Annotated in this window: 16 protein-coding genes; 15 read left to right on the top strand and 1 reads right to left on the bottom strand. The window is 62.7% G+C overall.

The window, feature by feature from the left end; translation table 11 throughout:
• Window positions 1-11 precede the first annotated feature (11 nt).
• The 8 genes from araH (at window position 12) to CO655_RS07360 (ending at window position 10582) form a co-directional block, all read left to right on the top strand.
• Window positions 12-962, top strand: coding sequence for an L-arabinose ABC transporter permease AraH (gene araH / locus CO655_RS07395; protein WP_097664232.1), 951 nt, complete (start codon window positions 12-14; stop codon window positions 960-962).
• Window positions 959-1849, top strand: coding sequence for an aldose 1-epimerase (locus tag CO655_RS07390; protein WP_097603835.1), 891 nt, complete (start codon window positions 959-961; stop codon window positions 1847-1849). The genes araH and CO655_RS07390 overlap by 4 nt, the downstream gene beginning before the upstream one ends.
• Entirely contained in the window at window positions 1849-2628 is a 780-nt protein-coding gene (locus CO655_RS07385) for an SDR family oxidoreductase (RefSeq protein ID WP_097664231.1), read from the top strand. The genes CO655_RS07390 and CO655_RS07385 overlap by 1 nt, the downstream gene beginning before the upstream one ends.
• A gap of 149 nt (window positions 2629-2777) precedes the next feature.
• Window positions 2778-3209 (top strand): OsmC family protein, encoded by a 432-nt coding sequence (locus tag CO655_RS07380; RefSeq protein ID WP_010028352.1) that lies wholly within the window; start codon window positions 2778-2780, stop codon window positions 3207-3209.
• Window positions 3210-3431: 222 nt separating this feature from the next.
• Window positions 3432-4040 carry a TetR family transcriptional regulator gene (locus tag CO655_RS07375; protein ID WP_064694220.1) on the top strand — a complete coding sequence of 203 codons (609 nt, stop codon included), beginning with the start codon at window positions 3432-3434 and terminating at the stop codon, window positions 4038-4040.
• Window positions 4041-4090: 50 nt separating this feature from the next.
• A complete protein-coding gene (locus CO655_RS07370) occupies window positions 4091-5230 on the top strand; it encodes an efflux RND transporter periplasmic adaptor subunit (protein WP_097603837.1) in 1140 nt (379 codons plus the stop codon).
• Window positions 5231-5254: 24 nt separating this feature from the next.
• On the top strand, window positions 5255-8401 hold the full coding sequence (locus tag CO655_RS07365; protein WP_097664230.1) for an efflux RND transporter permease subunit: 3147 nt from the start codon (window positions 5255-5257) through the stop codon (window positions 8399-8401).
• A 270-nt stretch (window positions 8402-8671) separates the two neighbouring features.
• Window positions 8672-10582, top strand: a complete 1911-nt coding sequence (locus tag CO655_RS07360) for a family 20 glycosylhydrolase (protein ID WP_097664229.1) — start codon at window positions 8672-8674, stop codon at window positions 10580-10582.
• Here CO655_RS07360 and CO655_RS07355 read toward each other — a convergent pair.
• On the bottom strand, window positions 10579-11496 hold the full coding sequence (locus CO655_RS07355) for an ROK family protein (RefSeq protein ID WP_097664251.1): 918 nt from the start codon (window positions 11494-11496) through the stop codon (window positions 10579-10581). The two genes, CO655_RS07360 and CO655_RS07355, sit on opposite strands and share 4 nt — an antisense overlap.
• 258 nt (window positions 11497-11754) lie before the next feature.
• Between CO655_RS07355 and CO655_RS07350 the strand changes: the two genes are divergently transcribed.
• From CO655_RS07350 to CO655_RS07320, 7 genes are all read left to right on the top strand, one after another.
• Entirely contained in the window at window positions 11755-12333 is a 579-nt protein-coding gene (locus tag CO655_RS07350) for an exopolysaccharide biosynthesis protein (RefSeq protein ID WP_170964909.1), read from the top strand.
• A gap of 137 nt (window positions 12334-12470) precedes the next feature.
• On the top strand, window positions 12471-13424 hold the full coding sequence (locus CO655_RS07345) for a sugar-binding transcriptional regulator (protein WP_097603841.1): 954 nt from the start codon (window positions 12471-12473) through the stop codon (window positions 13422-13424).
• Between the two features lie 145 nt (window positions 13425-13569).
• Window positions 13570-14880 (top strand): sugar ABC transporter substrate-binding protein, encoded by a 1311-nt coding sequence (locus CO655_RS07340; RefSeq protein WP_064683128.1) that lies wholly within the window; start codon window positions 13570-13572, stop codon window positions 14878-14880.
• Between the two features lie 133 nt (window positions 14881-15013).
• A complete protein-coding gene (locus CO655_RS07335) occupies window positions 15014-15886 on the top strand; it encodes a sugar ABC transporter permease (protein WP_097603842.1) in 873 nt (290 codons plus the stop codon).
• A 1-nt stretch (window position 15887) separates the two neighbouring features.
• A complete protein-coding gene (locus tag CO655_RS07330; RefSeq protein ID WP_038691452.1) occupies window positions 15888-16718 on the top strand; it encodes a carbohydrate ABC transporter permease in 831 nt (276 codons plus the stop codon).
• 16 nt (window positions 16719-16734) lie between these two features.
• Window positions 16735-17733, top strand: a complete 999-nt coding sequence (locus CO655_RS07325; RefSeq protein ID WP_097603843.1) for an ABC transporter ATP-binding protein — start codon at window positions 16735-16737, stop codon at window positions 17731-17733.
• Between the two features lie 83 nt (window positions 17734-17816).
• Window positions 17817-19298 (top strand): mannitol dehydrogenase family protein, encoded by a 1482-nt coding sequence (locus tag CO655_RS07320; protein WP_097664228.1) that lies wholly within the window; start codon window positions 17817-17819, stop codon window positions 19296-19298.
• The last annotated feature ends 74 nt before the right edge of the window (window positions 19299-19372 follow it).

Below are 19372 nucleotides of genomic sequence, written 5' to 3'. Positions count from 1 at the left end.
GAATACGGACAATGAACGCGTTGAAAAAAACCCTTCTCGGCGAACAGGGGCTGGTGGTGATCTTCGCCGCCGCCTTCGTGGTCGTCTCGCTCTTCGTCCCGAACTTCCTGACCGAGCGAAACATGCTGGGGCTCTTGCAGTCGGTCGTCACCATCGGCATCGTCGCCTGCACGATGATGTTCTGCTTGGCATCGCGCGATTTCGATCTTTCGGTCGGCTCGATCGTCGCCTTCTCCGGCATGATCGCCGTGATGGTCTCGAACGCGACGGGCTCGATTCCGGTCGGTTTGCTGGCCGCCCTGCTGAGCGGCGCCATCGTCGGCTTCGTCAACGGCATCGTCATTGCCCGCTTTCGCATCAATGCGCTGATCACCACGCTTGCGACGATGCAGATCGTGCGCGGGCTGGCGCTGATCGCCTCGGATGGCCGCGCCGTCGGCATCAATGACCCGGCCTTCTATCAACTCGCCCTGTCGCGCTTTGCCACCGTGCCGACGCCGATCTGGATCATGCTGATCCTTTTCGTCGTCTTCGGCTTCGTGCTCAACCGTACCGTCTTCGGCAAAAACACGCTGGCGATCGGCGGCAATCCCGAGGCCTCGCGGCTTGCCGGCGTCAATGTCGTCAATACGCGCATCTGGATCTTTGCGCTGCAGGGCCTCGTCTGCGGCATTGCCGGCATCCTGCTTGCCTCGCGCATCACCTCCGGCCAGCCGAATGCGGCGACCGGGCTCGAGCTGTCGGTGATTTCGGCCTGCGTTCTTGGCGGGGTTTCGCTGGCCGGCGGCCGGGCGGCGATGAGCGGCGTCATTGTCGGCGTGCTGATCATGGGCATTGCCGAAAACGTTATGAATCTCCTCAATATCCAGGCATTCTATCAGTATGTCGTGCGCGGGCTGATCCTGCTGATCGCGGTGCTGCTCGACAATTTGAGATCTTCGGCCGCGGGACGACGTGGATGAACAACGGACATGGCGGAGATGACATCGAGCTGAGCCACGGCGACCTCTCGGTCAGGGTCAGCCGCCGGGGCGCTGCCGTCACCGCCGCAACGTTTCGGGGCAAGCCCTTTCTCCTTCCAGCCGGCGGCCCAGGCGGAAATTTCGCGAATTTTCCCATGGTGCCGTTCGGCAACCGGGTGGAAGGCAATGCCATGTCCTTCGGCGGACGCGACTATGTCTTCCAGCGAAATTGTCACGATCCTCTCTACCTGCACGGCGACGGCTGGATCAGCCTTTGGCAGGTGGAGGAATCGAGCCCCGAGCATGTGCAGCTCGGCTTTTCCAGAGATCCTGACGGCATTTCGCCCTACGCCTATCTCGCCCGGCAGGAGATCCGTCTTGCCGGCAATCAACTGGCGCTGACGCTCTCCGTGGAGAACCGCGGTGAGGCGGCTCTGCCCTTCGGCCTCGGCCAGCATCCTTTCTTCGTCAGGACGCCGGAAACGCGGTTGACGATTGCCGCCGAACGCTTCTGGAACGAGCGGCACGACCATCTCCCCGGAGAACCCGGGCCGGTTCCTGATGATTTCGATTTCAGCTCCGGCAAGCCGCTGCCGCGGCTCTGGATGAACAATACCTTCGAGGGATGGGACGGGCGGGCAGCCATCGCCTGGCCGGAGCTTTCAATTCAGGCGGCGCTGGAAGCCGATGCCGCGCTCGGCCGGTTCATGCTGTATATGCGGACCGACCGCACGGATTTCTTCTGCCTCGAGCCGATGAGCCATCTGCCGAACGGCCATCACCTGCCTGAGTTCGGAGGCCTCATACCGCTTTCGCCGGGTGAGGTTCTTTCCGGCAAGGTCACGATCGAGCTGTCGGCGCTGCCGGTTCAACCGGAGGGAAGATGATGAGCAACCGTCTGCAAGGCAAGAACATCCTGATAACGGGCGCTGCGCAAGGTATCGGCCTTGCGATCGCGAAGGCGTTCATCAGCGAAAATGCGGCCGTCTATCTCGTTGACCGCGATGCGGCGCTGCTGGCTCGCGCAGCGGCGGATCTCGCAAGCACCGGCGCCCAGGTCGGTTATCTGCCAGCCGATATAACCGATGCCGGGACGATCACGCGGGTGGTTGCCGAGGCGAATGAGGAGATCGGTCCGCTGAACGCGCTCGTCAACAATGCAGGGGTCAACGTCTTTGCCGAGCCGCTCGCCACGACCGACGACGAATGGAACCGCTGTTTCGACATCAACCTCAAGGGCGCATGGAATTGTTGCAAGGCGGTGCTGCCGGGCCTGATCGAACACGGCGGCGGCGTCATTCTCAACATTGCCTCGACGCATGCCTTCACCGTCATCCCGCACACATTTCCCTATCCGCTGGCAAAACATGCATTGCTGGGCATGACGAAGTCGCTCGGTCTCGAATATGCGGCCCGCAATATCCGGGTCAACGCGCTGGCGCCGGGCTATGTCTCGACGCAGAAGGTGATCGATTACTGGAACAGCTTTCCCGATCCGGAAGCGGCAAAGGCCGCGACGATGAGGCTGCATCCCGGCGGGCGGATCGCAACACCGGAGGAGATCGCCATGGCGGCGGTGTTCATGATCTCCGACGAGTGCCCGTGCATGAACGCGACCTGCCTGACGATCGACGGCGGCCTCAGCGTGCTGCAGCATTCCGCCTGAAAGGGCTTCAAGCCGGCTGATTTTTACAGGCCTGTCGTCTTCTGGCGATAGAGCATTATATTGCCATCGGGAAGACAATCTGATCTCCCGCAGGCATGGAGCGGCACCCTGCCGCTTCCTCGAAAGCACAATCGAAACAGGAGGACGGCATGCAGATCAATCGCACGGCTTCGGCCCATTGGACCGGTGGCCTCAAAGACGGCAAAGGCCTGATCTCGACGCAGAGCGGCGCCCTGACGGACTACCCTTACGGCTTTGCCAGCCGCTTCGAAGGCATTCCCGGCACCAACCCGGAAGAGCTGATCGGTGCTGCCCATGCCGGCTGCTTCACCATGGCGTTGTCCTTGATCCTCGGTGAAGCCGGTTTCACCGCCGAGCATATGGAAACCTCCGCCAAGGTGACGCTCGAAAGCGTCGAGGGCGGCTTTGCCGTCACCGCCATCCATCTTTCGCTCTCCGGCCGCATCCCCGGCGCCGACGAGGCGACCTTTACCGAACTCGCCAATAAGGCCAAGGCCGGCTGCCCGATTTCCAAGGCGCTCGCCGCCGTTCCGATCACGCTCGACGTCAAGCTCGCCTGATTGCTGCTGCCGCCGACGGGAAGTGCCGCGCGTCTCTGTCGCGGCACTTTCCAATTTCCTCGCGTCTTTCCGAGAATTCGCTGTGTTCAATGCGCCGGGCTGCTCCGATGGCAGGAGCCCTTCGCGCCGCATTCCCGTGGCGGTATATTGACAAATGTCGGCTGATATTTTACGACTGACGAAATTCGAAAATCGTCAGTAGTAATTCGGGCTCCGAAAACCATGAACGACATCGCGGAAAATACGCTCGACGTCACCCGGCAGGAGAATGTCACCCGCATTCTCGATGCGGCCGAGCGGCTGTTTCGCCACTATGGCTACAGCAAGACGACGGTGGCCGACATTGCCCGCGATCTCGGCATGTCGCCGGCCAATATCTATCGGTTCTTCGCCTCGAAGGTGGAAATCCACCAGGCGCTCTGCGGGCGCATGCTCGCCACGGCCTATCAAATCGCCTACGACATCCGCCACCAGCCGATCAGCGCCAGCGAGCGGCTGCGCCGCTATGTCGAGACCCAGCATCAGTTGACGCTCGATCTGATGCTCGACGAGATGAAGGTGCATGAGATGATCATCGTCGCGATCGAGCGCGACTGGCATGTCATCGAGAAGCATATCGACCGCGTCCATGATCTCATTGCCGAAATCATCGCTGAAGGGATCGCGGCCGGCGAGTTTGCCGAGCAGGATCCGGTCGTTGCCTCGCGCTGCTTCGGCGCGGCGACGATCAATCTTTGCCACCCGCAGATGGTGGCGCAATGTCTTGCCAAAACCAACCGCGCGAGCGTCGACGAACTGATCGATTATGTGATCAGGGCGCTGAAGAAATAACGGGCGGCAGCCGCCGCCGAATCCCCCGAAACGATCCAGGAGTGCGGAAGATGTTTTCGCTCAAGACCCTCAGTCACCGCATGCCGTCCGTCGCCAGCCTCGTGCTCGTCAGCGCCGTCGGCATCGGCCTTTCCGCCTGCTCGGAGGAGAAGGCCGAGGTGAAAGAGGTCATCCGGCCGGTGAAGGTCGTCGAGATCGCCAGGGCCGGCGACACCCGCAAGCTCGATTATTCCGGCTCGGTCAAGGCGCGCACGGAGATGAACCTCGGCTTTCGCGTCGCCGGCAAGATCACCGAACGCCTCGTCGATATCGGCGATCGGGTGACGCTGGGCGACGCTCTTGCCCGCATCGACGCCACCGATTACCAGCTGGCGGTCAAGACGGCGGAAGCCAATCTCGCCGCGGCCGAAAGGGGCGTTGAAACCGCCGATCTGGCCAACAAACGCGCCGAGCAGCTGTTCGACAAGAGCGTCGCCCCGAAGTCGCAGCTCGAACAGGCCGCCCTCAGCCATGACCAGGCGATCTCGCAGCGCGATGCCGCGCTCTCGGCGCTCGATCAGGCGAAGAACCAGGTGAGCTACACCGATCTCAAGGCCGGTCAGAGCGGCATCGTCACATCGATCAATGCCGATATCGGCCAGGTGGTCGGCTCCGGCACCCCGGTCGTCACGGTTGCGGTCGACGGCGAGAAGGAAGTGCAGATCGCCGTCCCGGAAAACGATATCGCCGAATTCAAGCCGGGCAAGACGGTCAAGGCAAGCTTCTGGGCCGACGACAGGCTGGTGCTCGACGGCAAGGTGCGTGAAGTCTCAGGCAGCGCCGACCAGCAGTCGCGCACCTTTGCGGTTCGGGTGAGCCTGCCGAACGATCCGCGCGTGCTTCTTGGCATGACGGCGACGATCGAGGCCGATATCAGCAACGGCAACAGCTACGTCTCGATCCCGCTCAGCGCGCTCGCTGAAAAGGACGGCAAGCAGATGGTCTGGACCGTCGACCGCGACACGGCGACCGTGCATGGCCGCGACATCAAGGTCGCCGATTTCACCGGCGACGGCGTGCATGTGACGGAGGGCCTCGATACCGGCGATCTCGTCGTTGCCGCCGGCACGCAGTTCATGCACGAAAATCTGAAGGTGAAGGTGCCGGACCAGCAATCGGCCCTGGCCGCCACGGACCAGACGGTCCGCTGATCGCGTCGCAAAGGGAAGAAAACCATGGATGCCACCACCACTGAAAAGCGGCCCTTCAATCTGTCGCGCTGGGCGATCGGCCATCCGAGCATCGCCCGCTTCCTCTTCGGCCTGATTATTATCACCGGTGTGCTCGGCCTGATGCGCATGGGCCAGCGCGAGGATCCGGAATTCACCTTCCGCGTCATGGTCGTGCAGGCGATCTGGCCGGGTGCTTCCATCCAGGAGATGGAAGACCAGGTCGTCAACAAGATCGAGCGCAAGCTGCAGGAAACCCCGCATATCGACTGGGTCAAATCCTATACGCGGGCGGGCAGCGCGATCATCACCTTGCAGGTCGAGGGCGACACGAATTCGAAAGACGTGGCGGATGCCTTCTACCAGGTGCGCAAGAAGGTCGGCGACATCTCCAGCGAGCTGCCGCAGGGCCTGCTCGGCCCCTATTTCAACGACGAATTCGGCGATACTTTCATCACGCTGCACTCGATCAGCGGCGACGGTTATTCCTATCCGGAACTGAAAAAATTCGCGATCCAGGCGCGCGACATGCTGCTGACGACGCCGGGCGTCGAGAAGGCCGTCATCATCGGTGACCAGCCGGAGAAGATCTATATCGATGTCTCGTCTAAGGCGCTCGCCGAGCGCGGCCTGACGATCCTCGACCTGCAGAATGCCGTCAAGGGCCAGAACAACGTCGATCCGGCCGGCTCCGTCGATACCGGCCTGCGCTCGGTGCGCATCTCCGTCGAAGGCGACGTCAAGAAGGCGGCCGATATCCGCGAGCTGCGCCTTCGTGCCGGCGGCCAGGTGACGCGCCTCGGCGATATCGCCACCGTCAGTTCCGGCCTCGAGGACCCCTATCAGCGCAAGTACCGCTTCAACGGCCATGACAGCGTCCAGGTCGGCGTGGTAATGGCCAAGGGTTTCAATGTCACCGATGTCGGCAAGGGCGTGGAGACGACCTATCAGCGCTTCGAGGACGCGCTGCCTTACGGCGTCGCCGTCGACCAGATCGCCAACCAGCCCGACGTGGTAACGGATGCGATCAGCGAATTCATGCATGCGCTCGGTGAAGCCCTCGTCATCGTGCTTGTCGTCTCGTTCCTGTCGATCGGCTGGCGCTCGGGCCTCGTCATCGCCATTGCCATTCCGCTGGTGCTCGCTGCCACCTTTGCGCTGATGTACGAACTCGGCATCGACCTGCAGCGCATCTCGCTCGGCGCGCTGATCATCGCGCTCGGCCTGCTCGTCGACGATGCGATGATCGTCGTCGAGATGATGGAGCGAAAGCTGGAGGAGGGGCTGGTCAAGATCGAAGCGGCAAGTTTTGCCTATTCCTCGACCGCCTTCCCGATGCTGACCGGCACGCTGATCACCACGGCCGGCTTCATTCCGGTCGGCTTCGCCGCATCGACGGCCGGCGAATATGTCAGGTCGCTGTTTTATGTCGTCGGCATCGCGCTGGTGACTTCGTGGTTCGTCGCCGTCTACTTTACGCCCTGGCTCGGCTACATGATCCTCAAGCAGCGCCATCACGCCGGCGAGCATCACGATGCCTTCGACACCGGCTTCTATCGCCGGTTGCGCGGCACCGTCGGCTGGGCGGTTCGCCACCGAGTCATCGTGCTGCTCTTGACGCTCGGCACCTTCGTCACCAGCCTCTGGGCTTTCCAGTTCATTCCGCAGAATTTCTTCCCGCAATCGTCGCGGCCGGAAATTCTCGTCGATCTCTGGCTGCCCGAGGGCACCAGCATCAAGGAAGTTGAGGTGCAGGCAAAGGCGCTCGAAGCCAAGATGATGGATGATCCCGACAAGCGGTTCATCGCCACCTATATCGGCGAAGGCGCGCCGCGCTTCTTCCTGCCGCTCGACCAGCAGCTGCGTAATCCGAACTTCGCCCAGCTCCTCGTCATGGCCAATGACGAACCGGCGCGCGAACGGCTGATCGTCAAGCTGCGGACGATCCTTGCGGAAGACTTCCCCGATATCCGCGGCAAGGTCGACCGCCTGTTCCTCGGTCCGCCGACCGGCTGGCCGGTGCAGATGCGCGTCATGGGACCGGACCGCCAGGAAGTGCGAGCGATCGCCGACCAGGTGAGGGCCCGCTTTGAGGCCAATCCGATGCTCGGCGCTATCCATGACGACTGGCTGGAACAGGTGCCGGCGATGAAGCTGGTGATCGACCAGGACCGCGCCCGGGCACTCGGCGTCACCTCGCAGCGCGTGCGCCAGATGCTGCAGACCGCCATGTCGGGGACGCCGCTCGACGATTTCCGTGACGGCGAGGAGACGGTCTCGATCGTCGCCCGTGAGCCGGATTCCAGCCGCTCGCTGCTTTCTGCGGTCAATTCGGTCTATGTCCCGACGGATTTCGGCGGCTTCGTGCCGGTCTCGCAGGTCGCCAAGGTCGTGCCCGTCATGGAGCAGGGCATCGAATGGCGGCGCGACCGGCTGCCGACCATCACCGTGCGTGCAACGCTGCCGGACGGCGTGCAGCCGAACGACGTGGTGATGAAGATGTATGCCGACATGCAGGACCTGCGCGACAGTCTGCCGGCCGGCTACAAGGTCGAGATCCAGGGCGGCGCCGAGGATGCGGCGGAAAGCCAGATGTCGATCGCCGCCAAGGCGCCGATCATGCTGGCCGTCATCATCGTACTGCTGATGATACAGCTGCAGCATTTCGGCAAGGCGATGCTGGTGCTCGCCACGGGCCCGCTCGGCATTATCGGTGCGGCGGCCGCCTTGCTGATCAGCGGCGCGCCTTTCGGCTTCGTGGCGATCCTCGGCGTCATCGCGCTGCTCGGCATCATCATGCGCAACTCGATCATCCTCGTCGATCAGATCGACCAGGATATCAAGGCCGGCATGCACCGGCAGGAGGCGATCGTGGGTGCTGCCGTGCGGCGTTTCCGGCCGATCATGCTGACGGCGCTGACCGCGGTGCTGGCGCTGATCCCGATCTCGCGCGGCGTCTTCTGGGGGCCGCTCGCCTACGCGATGATGGGCGGCATCCTGGTTGCGACAGTGCTCACCATCCTGGTTCTGCCTGCCGGCTACGCGCTTTTCTTCGGCCGAGAGCCGAAGGCAAAGAACGAGCTGGGCAGGGATGCCGACGCCATCCAGGAAGAGGCGGATGACAGACATCCGCCGGCGTTGGCAGCTGAGTGAGGACGGCGCGGCGAAAGCCGCGCCGTTTTCCTTTGCGGGGTCGTCATCCCTGTCAAAGCGCGTTTCTTGGGGCGGTTCACGGAAACGCGGACCGCCCAATCCGTTATTGCGCTGTAATTTCCGCAACCTGCGCAGGCCGTTCCGCCTTGAACTCGGGCGGCCGATTCCATTGCCGTCTCGAAAAAGCTAAGCTTGCGAAAGCATGCCGAGAGTTCCGCCGCGATCGCGGCCATGCATTGCCGCGATCAATTCGCGGCGGGAGGCAGGACTATGGCCGATTACCATCTGGAAGCGAGCTGGAGCCCGGTCGAGGGTGGTTCCGGCCGGTTGACCTTGACGCTCTTCAATCTTTCGTCCGAACCGCTGTCCGGCTTCTCGCTTGCCTATAGATCACCGACGCGGATTGCCGACACCCATGTCTGCGACGGTGCCAGCATGCGGCGGCAGGTCGCGAATTTCCATGAATTCCTGCCGCCCGAGGAGCTGAGCATTCCCCCGGGCGGGCACTGGCGGTTCACCGTCGAGGGGCTGGCCGACGAACCGAAACATCGGACCGACGGCATCAAATCGGCCGGTTTGACGCTGGCGGACGGCCGTCGCGTTGCGGTCGGTTTCGGCGATCTCATGCTTGAAGGCGGGGACGGCGGTGTGACGCCGCCGCTGCTGCCGCCGGGTCGGGTCGAGGAACCCTTTGCGCTGCTGCCTTGGCCGCTGTCGCTCGGTCTGAAGGCGGGAGATTTGCCCTCCGTCCTCTATCCTGCCGAAAGGACCCGGCCGGAGGCGATCAAGGCACTCTCTCTGCTTCTTGCGCTTTACCAGCGGCTCTATCCTGCCGAGCCCGCGCCGTTCTCGCTTGCTGCCATCAAGGGCGGGCGGGCCATTCGTTTCGTCACCGAATCGTCGATCGCAGCCTTAGCTTACGAACTGCGTTTCACCGCGCGGGAGATCGTGCTTTCGAGCGCGGACGCAGCGGGACAGCACTATGGGCTGATCAGTCTGGCGCAACTGCTGCACGGCGCCCGCGCCGGCCACGACGTCTTCAAATTCCCGAATTTCGGGACGATCGCCGACCAGCCGCGTCATGGCTGGCGCGGCTGCCACCTCGACGTGGCGGGGCAGTTTTATCCGGTGGCCGATGTCATGCGGCTGATCGATATCCTCGCCTGGAACAAGCTCAATATCTTCCACTGGCACCTGACCGACGACGAAGCCTGGCGGCTGGAGATCAAGGCCTATCCCGAACTGATGGGAGCGAGCGCAGAGCGCGGGCCGGATGAAACGCTCATACCTGACTTCGGCGATGGGCAGGACGCGCGCGTCGGCCACTATACGCAGGACGACGTCAGGCGCATCGTTGCGCATGCCGCCTCGCTGCACATCGAGGTGGTGCCAGAAATCGATATTCCCGGCCATAGCGCCGCGGCGCTCTCTGCGCTTCCCGATCTCGTCGACCGGCAGGAGCCGCCGCACAGTTACCGCTCGCCGCAGGGCTATACCAACAACGCCCTCAACCCGGCGGTCGAATTCACCTATGAATTCCTCGGCAAGGTGTTCGACGAGATCGTGGTGCTGTTTCCCGGCGAATATGTCCATATCGGCGGCGACGAGGTGGCCGAGGGGGCATGGCTTCCCTCGCCGCTCTGCAAGACGCTGATGGAGCGGGAGGGGCTTGCCGGCACCGCCGCGCTGCAATCCTATTTCCTGAAGCGCATCAAAGCCATGCTGTCGCAGCGCGGCAAGAAGCTCGCCGGCTGGAACGAAGTATCGCACGGCGGCGGCGTCGATCGTGACGGCACGCTGCTGATGGCCTGGGAAAAGCCCGAGCTCGGCCTCGCGCTGGCAAAGGACGGCTACGACGTGGTGATGACGCCCGGACAGGCCTGTTATCTCGACATGGCCCAGGCCGAAGCCTGGGACGAGCCCGGCGCCAGTTGGGCCGGTTTCACGCCGCCGGAACGCACCTATGCTTATGAGGCCGAGGACGGGCTGCCGGAGGCCTTGAGGGACAAGATACGCGGCATCCAAGCCTGCATCTGGGACGGCAATGTCGCCTCGCGCGCCCATTTCAACCGGCTGGTCTTTCCGCGTCTTCCGGCAATCGCCGAAGCGGCATGGACACCTCTGACGCGCAAGGACTGGGATCGGTTTGCAGCGATCGTGCGGATGTGGCCGGTACTTTAAAGAGCGGCTGCCTCGGCCTTCAACCCCAGCAGCGCGGCGCCGATCAGGCCGGGTTCGATGCGGCATTGGCTGCGCACCACCAGCGGCCGGTCGAACTTGCGCAGGATGCGGGCGCGCACGGCGTGGTCGAGTTCGGCAAGCAAGGGCTCGACGTTGGACAGGCCGCCGCCGACCGGCACGATGGTCGCGCCGGTGATGTTGATCGTCAGCGCCAGGGGCGAGGCGACGAGATCGACATAGACGTCGATGGTGCGTGTCGCCCTCTCCTCGCCTTGCTGCCATTGACCGATGATCTCTTCGCTGGAAAGATCGAGATCGTGCAGCGTGTTGTGCAGGCGCTCCAGGCCGCGGGCGCCGCCGACCGTATCGACGCAGCCTTTCTGGCCGCAGCCGCAGGCATAGGCGGGAATGGCGACTGGCGGATTGCCGGCTGCCGACGCGATGATCGGGCCATGACCCCACTCGCCGGCAAAGCCGCCGGCTTCGTTGACGAGGCGCCCGTCGGCGACCAATCCGCCGCCGACGCCGGTGCCGAGGATGGCGCCGAAGACGATGCGGTGGCCGCGACCGGCGCCGAGGCCGGCTTCGGCGATGGCGAAGCAGTCGGCGTCGTTGGCGATCAGTGCCGGCAGACCGAGTTCGGCTTCGAGATCGGCGGCGAGTGCGCGGCCATGGATGCAGGGAATGTTGGCGCAGATCAACCGCTGCGTATCGGGATCGACGACGCCGGCGATGGACAGCGCGATGCGGCTCGGCGCTTCGCCGGTTTCGGCGATGATGGCGCGCAGGGTGTCGACGAAAGCGGCGAAATCATCCTTCGGCGTCGGCCGGCGGCCGAGCGGCACGATGTCCGTCTCGGAGCGGGCGATGCCGCCCTTGATGGCGGAGCCGCCGATGTCGAACGAAATGATCATTGCCATTCTGCCGCTTTCCTGATCTGGGCCGTCTGCTCGCACTGTTGGCGGGGAATTACAAGCCTTCATTCCCTCCTCGGGTTCAGGGTTGTGCCGTAATTCTGACCGCATAAGTCATTCAATTGGCATATTGCGCCGCCAAAATCGGATTCCGCACTTCCATCATCCACCGGTATCATGACAATCGAAAACGCCGATTCCAACAAACGCCGAAGACCACGTCCGCCACGGGCCAAAGGCCGCCGCCTCTCATCCATCCTGCGGCAGTTGGCCGCCGACCGCAGCCGTGAGCGGATTTCGATCGGTGATCTGTTCCAGACGATGGGCGACAGGGCGATCAGCGCGCTGATGCTGATCTTCGCGCTGCCGAACGCGTTTCCCACACCGCCCGGCACCTCCGCCCTGCTCGGTGCGCCTTTGGTCTTTCTGGCGGCGCAGCTGACCTTCGGGTTAAAACCCTGGCTGCCCAGGGCGATCGCCGACCGTTCGGTGCTGCGGGAGGATTTCGAGAGCGTCGTCGTCCGCATCCATCGCTGGCTCGCCTGGGCCGAACGCATGCTGAAGCCGAGGCTTGCCATCTTCGCCGAGCCGCCGGCGGAGTATTTCGCCGGTCTCGCATGCTTGCTGCTGTCGATCGTGCTGGTGCTGCCGGTTCCGCTCGGCAATATCCTGCCGGCGATCACGATCTCGGTCTTCGCTTTCGGCATCATGGGCCGCGACGGGCTCTTCGCGCTCATCGGCTTCATCATGACCGCGGTGTCGCTCGTCATTGCCGGCGGCGTGATTTACGGCCTCGCAAAGGCGGGGGTCTATCTCGTGATGCAATGGTTTGCCTGAATAGCAGCGGTTATTCGGCAGGGCTTTTGTCAACAGGCTCGACATTTTCAGGAATTTTGTTTTGATCTGGCGCGGTACAGACTCGAAATCATATCCGGCGGGCGGCAAGCCGGCTCACTTTGCGTGGTAGGCATCATATGGCAAAAAGATCCGAGACCCCTGCACGGCTCGACGATGCGGCGCGTGCCGGCTGGCTTTATTACGTCGCCGGGCGCACGCAGGACGAAATCGCCGCCTCGATGGGAATCTCGCGGCAGTCGGCGCAGCGGCTGGTGTCGCTGGCGGTCGCCGAACGTCTGATCAAGGTGCGGCTCGATCATCCGATCGCTGCCTGTCTTGAACTCGGCAGTCAGCTGCGGCGGAAATTCGAACTGAAACATGTGGAGGTGGTGCCGAGCGATCCGGGCTCCTCGTCGACCACCATCGGCATCGCCGAGGCGGCGGCGGCCGAGATCGAGCGCTGGCTGAAGCGGGCGGAGCCGATCGTGCTTGCGGTCGGCACCGGCCGTACGCTGAAGGCGGCCGTGGACCAGCTTCCGGCCATCGAATGTCCCAATCACCGCATCGTCTCGCTGACCGGCAATATCGCGCCGGACGGATCGGCGGCCTATTACAACGTCATCTTCAGCATGGCGGATGCGGTGAAGGCGCGGCACTATCCGATGCCGCTGCCGGTTCTCGTCACCTCGGCCGAGGAGCGGGAGCTGCTGCACGGCCAGCAGCTTGTGCGTTCGACGCTCGACATGAGCGCACAGGCCGACGTCACCTTCGTCGGCATCGGCGAACTCGGCATCGACGGGCCGCTCTGCGTCGACGGTTTTCTCGAGAAGGACGAGATGATGGAGCTGATGCGCGGCGGCGCGGTCGGCGAGATCTGCGGGTGGATTTTCGATGTCGACGGCCGGCTGCTCGACAACCCGATCAACGAGCGTGTCGCGTCCGCGCCGATCCCGTCCCGCGAGGCATCAATGGTCATCGGGCTCGCCAAGGGCAAACGTAAATTCAAGGCGATCAAGGCTGCCGTCGTCGGCCACCAGATCAATGGATTGATCACCGACGAAGAGACTGCTGAGTTTTTGCTCAAGAACTGAGCAAAAAATTCTTCTTCTGAATCAATTGGATAGGTGATGTGTTCGGCATCGCAGCAACGATTGCCGATTGACATTTTTTGCTGTTTGGTGGGTAATTGCTCATGAGCAAAGCGAATGCTCACATCTCGTCTTCTGGGAGGAAGATATGACATTGAGAACTTTCCTGCTGGGCGCCTGCTCGGCACTGGCGTTTGCCGGCATGGCTTCGGCCGAAACGCTGACAATCGCGACCGTCAACAACGGCGACATGATCCGGATGCAGAAGCTGACGGATGACTTCAAGGCGAAGAATCCCGGCATCGACCTTGAATGGGTCACTCTCGAAGAAAACGTGCTGCGCCAGAAGGTCACGACCGACATCGCGACCAAGGGCGGCCAGTACGACGTTCTGACGATCGGCACCTATGAAGTTCCGATCTGGGCAAAACAGGGTTGGCTGCTGCCGCTCGACAATCTTGGCGCCAATTACGATGTTGACGACCTGCTGCCGGCAATCCGCAGCGGCCTGACCACGGATGGCAAGCTCTATGCGGCGCCGTTTTACGGTGAAAGCTCGATGGTCATGTACCGCAAGGACCTGTTCGACGCCGCCGGCCTGAAGATGCCGGATGCCCCGACCTGGGACTTCGTTGCGGATGCTGCCCGCAAGATCACCAACAAGGACAAGGAGATCTACGGCATCTGCCTGCGCGGCAAGGCCGGCTGGGGTGAGAACATGGCGTTCCTGACGGCCATGTCCAACTCCTTCGGCGCGCGCTGGTTCGATGAAAGCTGGAAACCGCAGTTCGATCAGCCGGAGTGGAAGGAGACGTTGGACTTCTACGTCAAGCTCATGAAGGACGCCGGCCCTCCGGGCGCTTCTTCCAACGGCTTCAACGAGAACCTGGCGCTCTTCCAGACCGGCAAGTGCGGCATGTGGATCGATGCAACGGTCGCCGCTTCCTTCGTCAGCAACCCGAAGGAATCCACCGTTGCCGACAAGGTCGGCTTCGCGCTCGCTCCGGACAAGGGCCTCGGCAAGCGCGGCAACTGGCTCTGGGCCTGGAACCTCGCCATCCCGGCAGGCTCGCAGAAGGTCGAAGCCGCCGAGAAGTTCGTCGCCTGGGCAACGAGCAAGGATTACACCAACCTTGTGGCTGAAAAGGAAGGCTGGCTGAACGCACCTCCCGGCACCCGCACCTCGCTCTATGCGAGCGCGGATTACCAGAAGGCTGCTCCCTTCGCCAAAATGACGCTCGACTCGATCAACTCGGCCGATCCGACCAAGCCGACCGTCAAGCCGGTCCCCTATGTCGGCGTCCAGTTCGTGGCGATCCCGGAATTCCAGGGCATCGGCACGGCAGTGGGTCAGCAGTTCTCGGCAGCCCTTGCCGGCCAGATTTCGGTCGATCAGGCGTTGAAGAGCGCACAGCAGCTGGCAACCCGCGAAATGACCAAAGCCGGCTACATTAAGTAAACCTCCTGAGAAGGCGGATCCTTGACAATCCGCCCCTCTTGGCCGCCGATCGCCCGAACCGCATCGGCGGCCGCTTTTCCAGACAAAGCTTTCCTGCGGCCGCTCCCCGCTTCAGACCAGATCGGTGATTGCCATGGCAACCTTGCACACTCGCTCTTCCGCGCGCCTGATGATCGCGCCCTCCGTGCTGCTCCTCTTTGCGTGGATGATCGTTCCGCTTGCGATGACGATCTATTTCTCGACGCTGAACTACAATCTGCTCAGCCCCGGCATGGAGAGCTTCGTCGGCTTTCTGAACTATGAATATTTCCTGTCCGATCCGGCCTTCTTCGCCGCGCTGGTCAATACGCTGCTGCTTGTCGCCGGCGTGCTTGTCATTACCGTCATCGGCGGCATCGCCTTCGCGCTGCTGCTCGACCAGCCGATGTACGGCCAGGGCATCGTGCGCATCCTTGTCATTGCGCCGTTCTTCGTCATGCCGACGGTCGCCGCGCTCGTCTGGAAGAACATGTTCATGAACCCGGTCAACGGCCTCTTTGCGCATCTTGCCAAGGCGCTCGGCCTGCAGCCGATCGACTGGCTGGCGAATGCGCCGCTGTTTTCCGTCGTTCTCATCGTCGCCTGGCAGTGGCTGCCGTTTGCCACCCTCATCCTGTTGACCGCGCTACAGTCGCTCGACGAGGAGCAGAAGGAGGCGGCCGAGATGGACGGCGCCGGGGCGATCTCGAAATTCATCTATATCATCCTGCCGCACATGGCCCGCGCCATCACCGTGGTGATCCTGATTCAGACGATCTTCCTGCTTTCGGTCTTTGCCGAAATCCTCGTCACCACCAATGGCGGGCCGGGCACCGACAGCACCAACCTCACCTATCTCGTCTATGCGCAGGCGCTGTTGCAGTTCGATATCGGCGGCGCGTCGGCGGGCGGCATCGTCGCGGTCGTGCTGGCCAATATCGTCGCGATCTTCCTCGTGCGCCTCGTCGGCAAGAATCTGGAGGCTTGAGATGGCCAGAAAAGTCACAACGCAGCGCAAGGTCATCGTCACCGCGATTGCCTGGACGCTCGGCATCCTGATCTTCTTCCCGATTCTCTGGACCTTCCTGACGAGCTTCAAGTCGGAAGCCGACGCCATCGCTTCGCCGCCGCAGTTCCTGTTCTTCCACTGGACGACGGAGAACTATGCGGAGGTGCAGAGCCGGTCGAACTATCTCGGCCACTTCATGAACTCGGTGGTCATTTCCTTCGGCTCGACGCTGATCGGCCTGATCATCGCGATCCCGGCCGCCTGGGCGATGGCGTTTTCGCCGACCAAGCGGACCAAGGACGTGCTGATGTGGATGCTGTCGACCAAGATGATGCCGCCGGTCGGCGCGCTGATCCCGATCTATCTGATGTTCCGCAATTCCGGCCTGCTCGACACCCGCACCGGCCTGGTGATCATACTGACGCTGATCAACCTGCCGATCATCGTCTGGATGCTCTACACCTATTTCAAGGAAATCCCCGGCGAGATCCTCGAAGCGGCGCGCATGGACGGGGCGTCGCTGATGAAGGAGATCATCTACGTGCTGACGCCGATGGCGGTGCCCGGCATCGCTTCGACGCTGCTCCTGAACATTATCCTTGCCTGGAACGAGGCGTTCTGGACGCTCAACCTCACCGCCTCCAAGGCGGCGCCGCTGACGGCCTTCATCGCCTCATATTCCAGCCCGGAAGGCCTGTTCTACGCCAAGCTCTCGGCAGCCTCGACCATGGCGATCGCGCCGATCCTGATCCTCGGCTGGTTCAGCCAGAAGCAACTCGTCCGCGGCCTGACCTTCGGCGCAGTGAAATAAGAAAAGGGAGACAAACATGGGCAGCATTACCCTTCAGAAGGTTTCCAAGGTCTTCGGCGAAGCCAAGGTCATCCCTTCGATCGATCTCGATATCAAGGACGGCGAATTCGTCGTCTTCGTCGGCCCGTCGGGCTGCGGCAAGTCCACGCTGCTGAGATTGATCGCCGGTCTCGAGGACGTTTCCGGCGGCAAGATCGTCATCGACGGCAGGGACGCCACCGAAAAGGCGCCGTCGGAACGCGGCCTTGCCATGGTGTTTCAGTCCTATGCGCTCTATCCGCATATGAGCGTGCGCAACAACATCGCCTTCCCGCTGAAGATGGCGGGCGTCGACAAGGCCGAGATCGACCGCAAGGTGACCGATGCCGCCCGCGTGCTCAATCTCACCGATTATCTGGAGCGCAAGCCGCGTCAGCTTTCCGGCGGCCAGCGCCAGCGCGTCGCGATCGGCCGCGCCATCGTGCGCCAGCCTTCGGCCTTCCTGTTCGACGAGCCGCTGTCGAACCTCGATGCCGCACTGCGCGTCAACATGCGCCTGGAAATCAGCGAGCTGCATCAGCAGTTGAAGACGACGATGGTCTATGTCACCCACGACCAGGTCGAGGCGATGACCATGGCCGACAAGATCGTCGTCTTGAACCGGGGCAATATCGAACAGGTCGGCTCGCCGCTCGAACTCTACAGCCGCCCGCGCAACCTTTTCGTCGCCGGCTTTATCGGATCGCCGAAGATGAATTTCATCAAGGGCCAGAACGCCGCCCAGCTCGGCGCCCACACGATCGGCATCCGTCCCGAACATATGCTGTTGTCGATGGAGAGCGGTGACTGGAAGGGCAGGGTGGTGGTCGCCGAGCATCTCGGCTCCGACACCTTCCTGCATATCGATGCCGATGACATCGGCATGGTGACGGCGCGCGGCAGCGGCGATTTTGCCGCCAAGGCGGGCGATACGGTCTACCTGACGCCGGACCGTTCGCGCATTCACAAATTCAACGAGGGCGGCCTTGCCATCTGAGGCAGGCGGCCGGCTGGGGGCAGGCATGCGAGCCGGGCGATGGCGCCCGGCCGTTTCGGCAAGACCTTCAAGAGGACTGGAACATGACGTGCAAACTATCGCTGGCAACGCTTCCGGACGCGGCGCGCACTGCCGCCATCCCCCGATATGACAGGGCGTCGCTGAAAGCCGGCATCGTGCACTTCGGGGTCGGCAACTTCCACCGCGCCCACCAGGCGATCTATCTCGACGATCTCTTCAACGCGGGCACGGATCACGACTGGGCGATCGTCGGCGCCGGCGTGCTGCCGTCCGATGCCGCCATGCGTGAGAAGCTTGCGGCCCAGGATTTCCTGACAACCGTCGTCGAGCAGGACAATAACAAGACGGCGGCGCGCGTCACCGCGCCGATGATCGACATCCTGCCGGTCGGCGCCCCCGCCGCGATCATCGCCAGGCTTGCCGATCCCGAGATCCGCATCGTTTCGCTGACGATCACCGAGGGTGGTTACTTCATCGATGCATCGGGCACATTCAATCCGGCCCATCCTGATATCGCCGCCGACGGAAACAGTCCCGGCGCGCCGAAGACGGTGTTCGGGCTGATCGTCGCCGGCCTGAAGGCGCGCAAGGAAAAGGGCATCGGTCCGTTCACCGTCATGTCCTGCGACAACATTCCCCATAACGGCATCGTCACCGCCAATGCCGTGGTCGGCACGGCGGCACTTTCAGATCCCGCCTTTGCCGACTGGATCCGGGAAAACGTCGCCTTCCCGAATGCGATGGTCGACCGCATCACGCCGGCGACCGGCCAGCGGGAGATCGATTTCCTCAGGGATAATTTCGACATCGAGGACAATTGGCCGGTCTATTGCGAGGAATTCAAGCAGTGGGTGCTCGAAGACAAGTTCACCGCCGGCCGGCCGGCGCTGGAAAAGGTCGGCGTCACCTTCGTGCCCGATGTTACGCCTTATGAGCACATGAAGATCCGCATCCTCAACGGCGGACATGCGGCGATCGCCTATCCGGCGGCGCTGATGGACATTCATTTCGTGCATGACTCCATGGAAGATCCGTTGATTCGCGCCTTTCTCGCCAAGCTTGAGAAAGACGAGATCATTCCGATCGTGCCGCCGGTGCCGAACACGTCGCTGACGGATTATTTTGCGCTGATCGAACATCGCCTGCTCAATCCGAAGATTGCCGACACCATTCCGCGCCTGGCGCAGGACGGCTCGAACCGCCAGCCGAAATTCATCCTGCCGTCGACGCTCGACAATCTCAGTCAGGGCAGGGACGTCGTCGGTCTGGCGCTGGTCTCGGCGCTCTGGTGCCGCTATTTCGCCGGCAAGACCGATAGCGGCAAGGATATCGTCTTCAACGATGCCAGCGCCGAGCGCCTGCATGCGGCGGCGCTGAAGGCCAAGGACGATCCGTCCGCCTTCCTCGCCTTCGACGATATTTTCGGCGAGGTGGCAAAATCCGAACTCTTCCGCAAGCGTTTCGCCCATGCGCTCAAAACCCTGTGGGAAAAGGGCACGCGGGCGACGCTGCAGCTCTATCTCGACGGCAAGCTCGCGGTGTAAGGACCGGGTGGCGGCACTCGCGCCGCCATCCGTCCGGTCTGCGAGCGGCGCGGACGTGCGTGCGAATTGAACTC

This window comes from Rhizobium sp. M1 (assembly GCF_002531805.1).
Lineage (GTDB): Bacteria > Pseudomonadota > Alphaproteobacteria > Rhizobiales > Rhizobiaceae > Rhizobium > Rhizobium etli_C.
This window is presented reverse-complemented; position numbering and strand designations above follow the sequence as displayed.

Coding starts and splice junctions, on each gene's coding strand:
- araH (WP_097664232.1), top strand. CDS start 12: ATGAACGCGTTGAAAAAAACCCTTCTCGGCGAACAGGGGCTGGTGGTG.
- CO655_RS07390 (WP_097603835.1), top strand. CDS start 959: ATGAACAACGGACATGGCGGAGATGACATCGAGCTGAGCCACGGCGAC.
- CO655_RS07385 (WP_097664231.1), top strand. CDS start 1,849: ATGAGCAACCGTCTGCAAGGCAAGAACATCCTGATAACGGGCGCTGCG.
- CO655_RS07380 (WP_010028352.1), top strand. CDS start 2,778: ATGCAGATCAATCGCACGGCTTCGGCCCATTGGACCGGTGGCCTCAAA.
- CO655_RS07375 (WP_064694220.1), top strand. CDS start 3,432: ATGAACGACATCGCGGAAAATACGCTCGACGTCACCCGGCAGGAGAAT.
- CO655_RS07370 (WP_097603837.1), top strand. CDS start 4,091: ATGTTTTCGCTCAAGACCCTCAGTCACCGCATGCCGTCCGTCGCCAGC.
- CO655_RS07365 (WP_097664230.1), top strand. CDS start 5,255: ATGGATGCCACCACCACTGAAAAGCGGCCCTTCAATCTGTCGCGCTGG.
- CO655_RS07360 (WP_097664229.1), top strand. CDS start 8,672: ATGGCCGATTACCATCTGGAAGCGAGCTGGAGCCCGGTCGAGGGTGGT.
- CO655_RS07355 (WP_097664251.1), bottom strand. CDS start 11,496: ATGATCATTTCGTTCGACATCGGCGGCTCCGCCATCAAGGGCGGCATC.
- CO655_RS07345 (WP_097603841.1), top strand. CDS start 12,471: ATGGCAAAAAGATCCGAGACCCCTGCACGGCTCGACGATGCGGCGCGT.
- CO655_RS07340 (WP_064683128.1), top strand. CDS start 13,570: ATGACATTGAGAACTTTCCTGCTGGGCGCCTGCTCGGCACTGGCGTTT.
- CO655_RS07335 (WP_097603842.1), top strand. CDS start 15,014: ATGGCAACCTTGCACACTCGCTCTTCCGCGCGCCTGATGATCGCGCCC.
- CO655_RS07330 (WP_038691452.1), top strand. CDS start 15,888: ATGGCCAGAAAAGTCACAACGCAGCGCAAGGTCATCGTCACCGCGATT.
- CO655_RS07325 (WP_097603843.1), top strand. CDS start 16,735: ATGGGCAGCATTACCCTTCAGAAGGTTTCCAAGGTCTTCGGCGAAGCC.
- CO655_RS07320 (WP_097664228.1), top strand. CDS start 17,817: ATGACGTGCAAACTATCGCTGGCAACGCTTCCGGACGCGGCGCGCACT.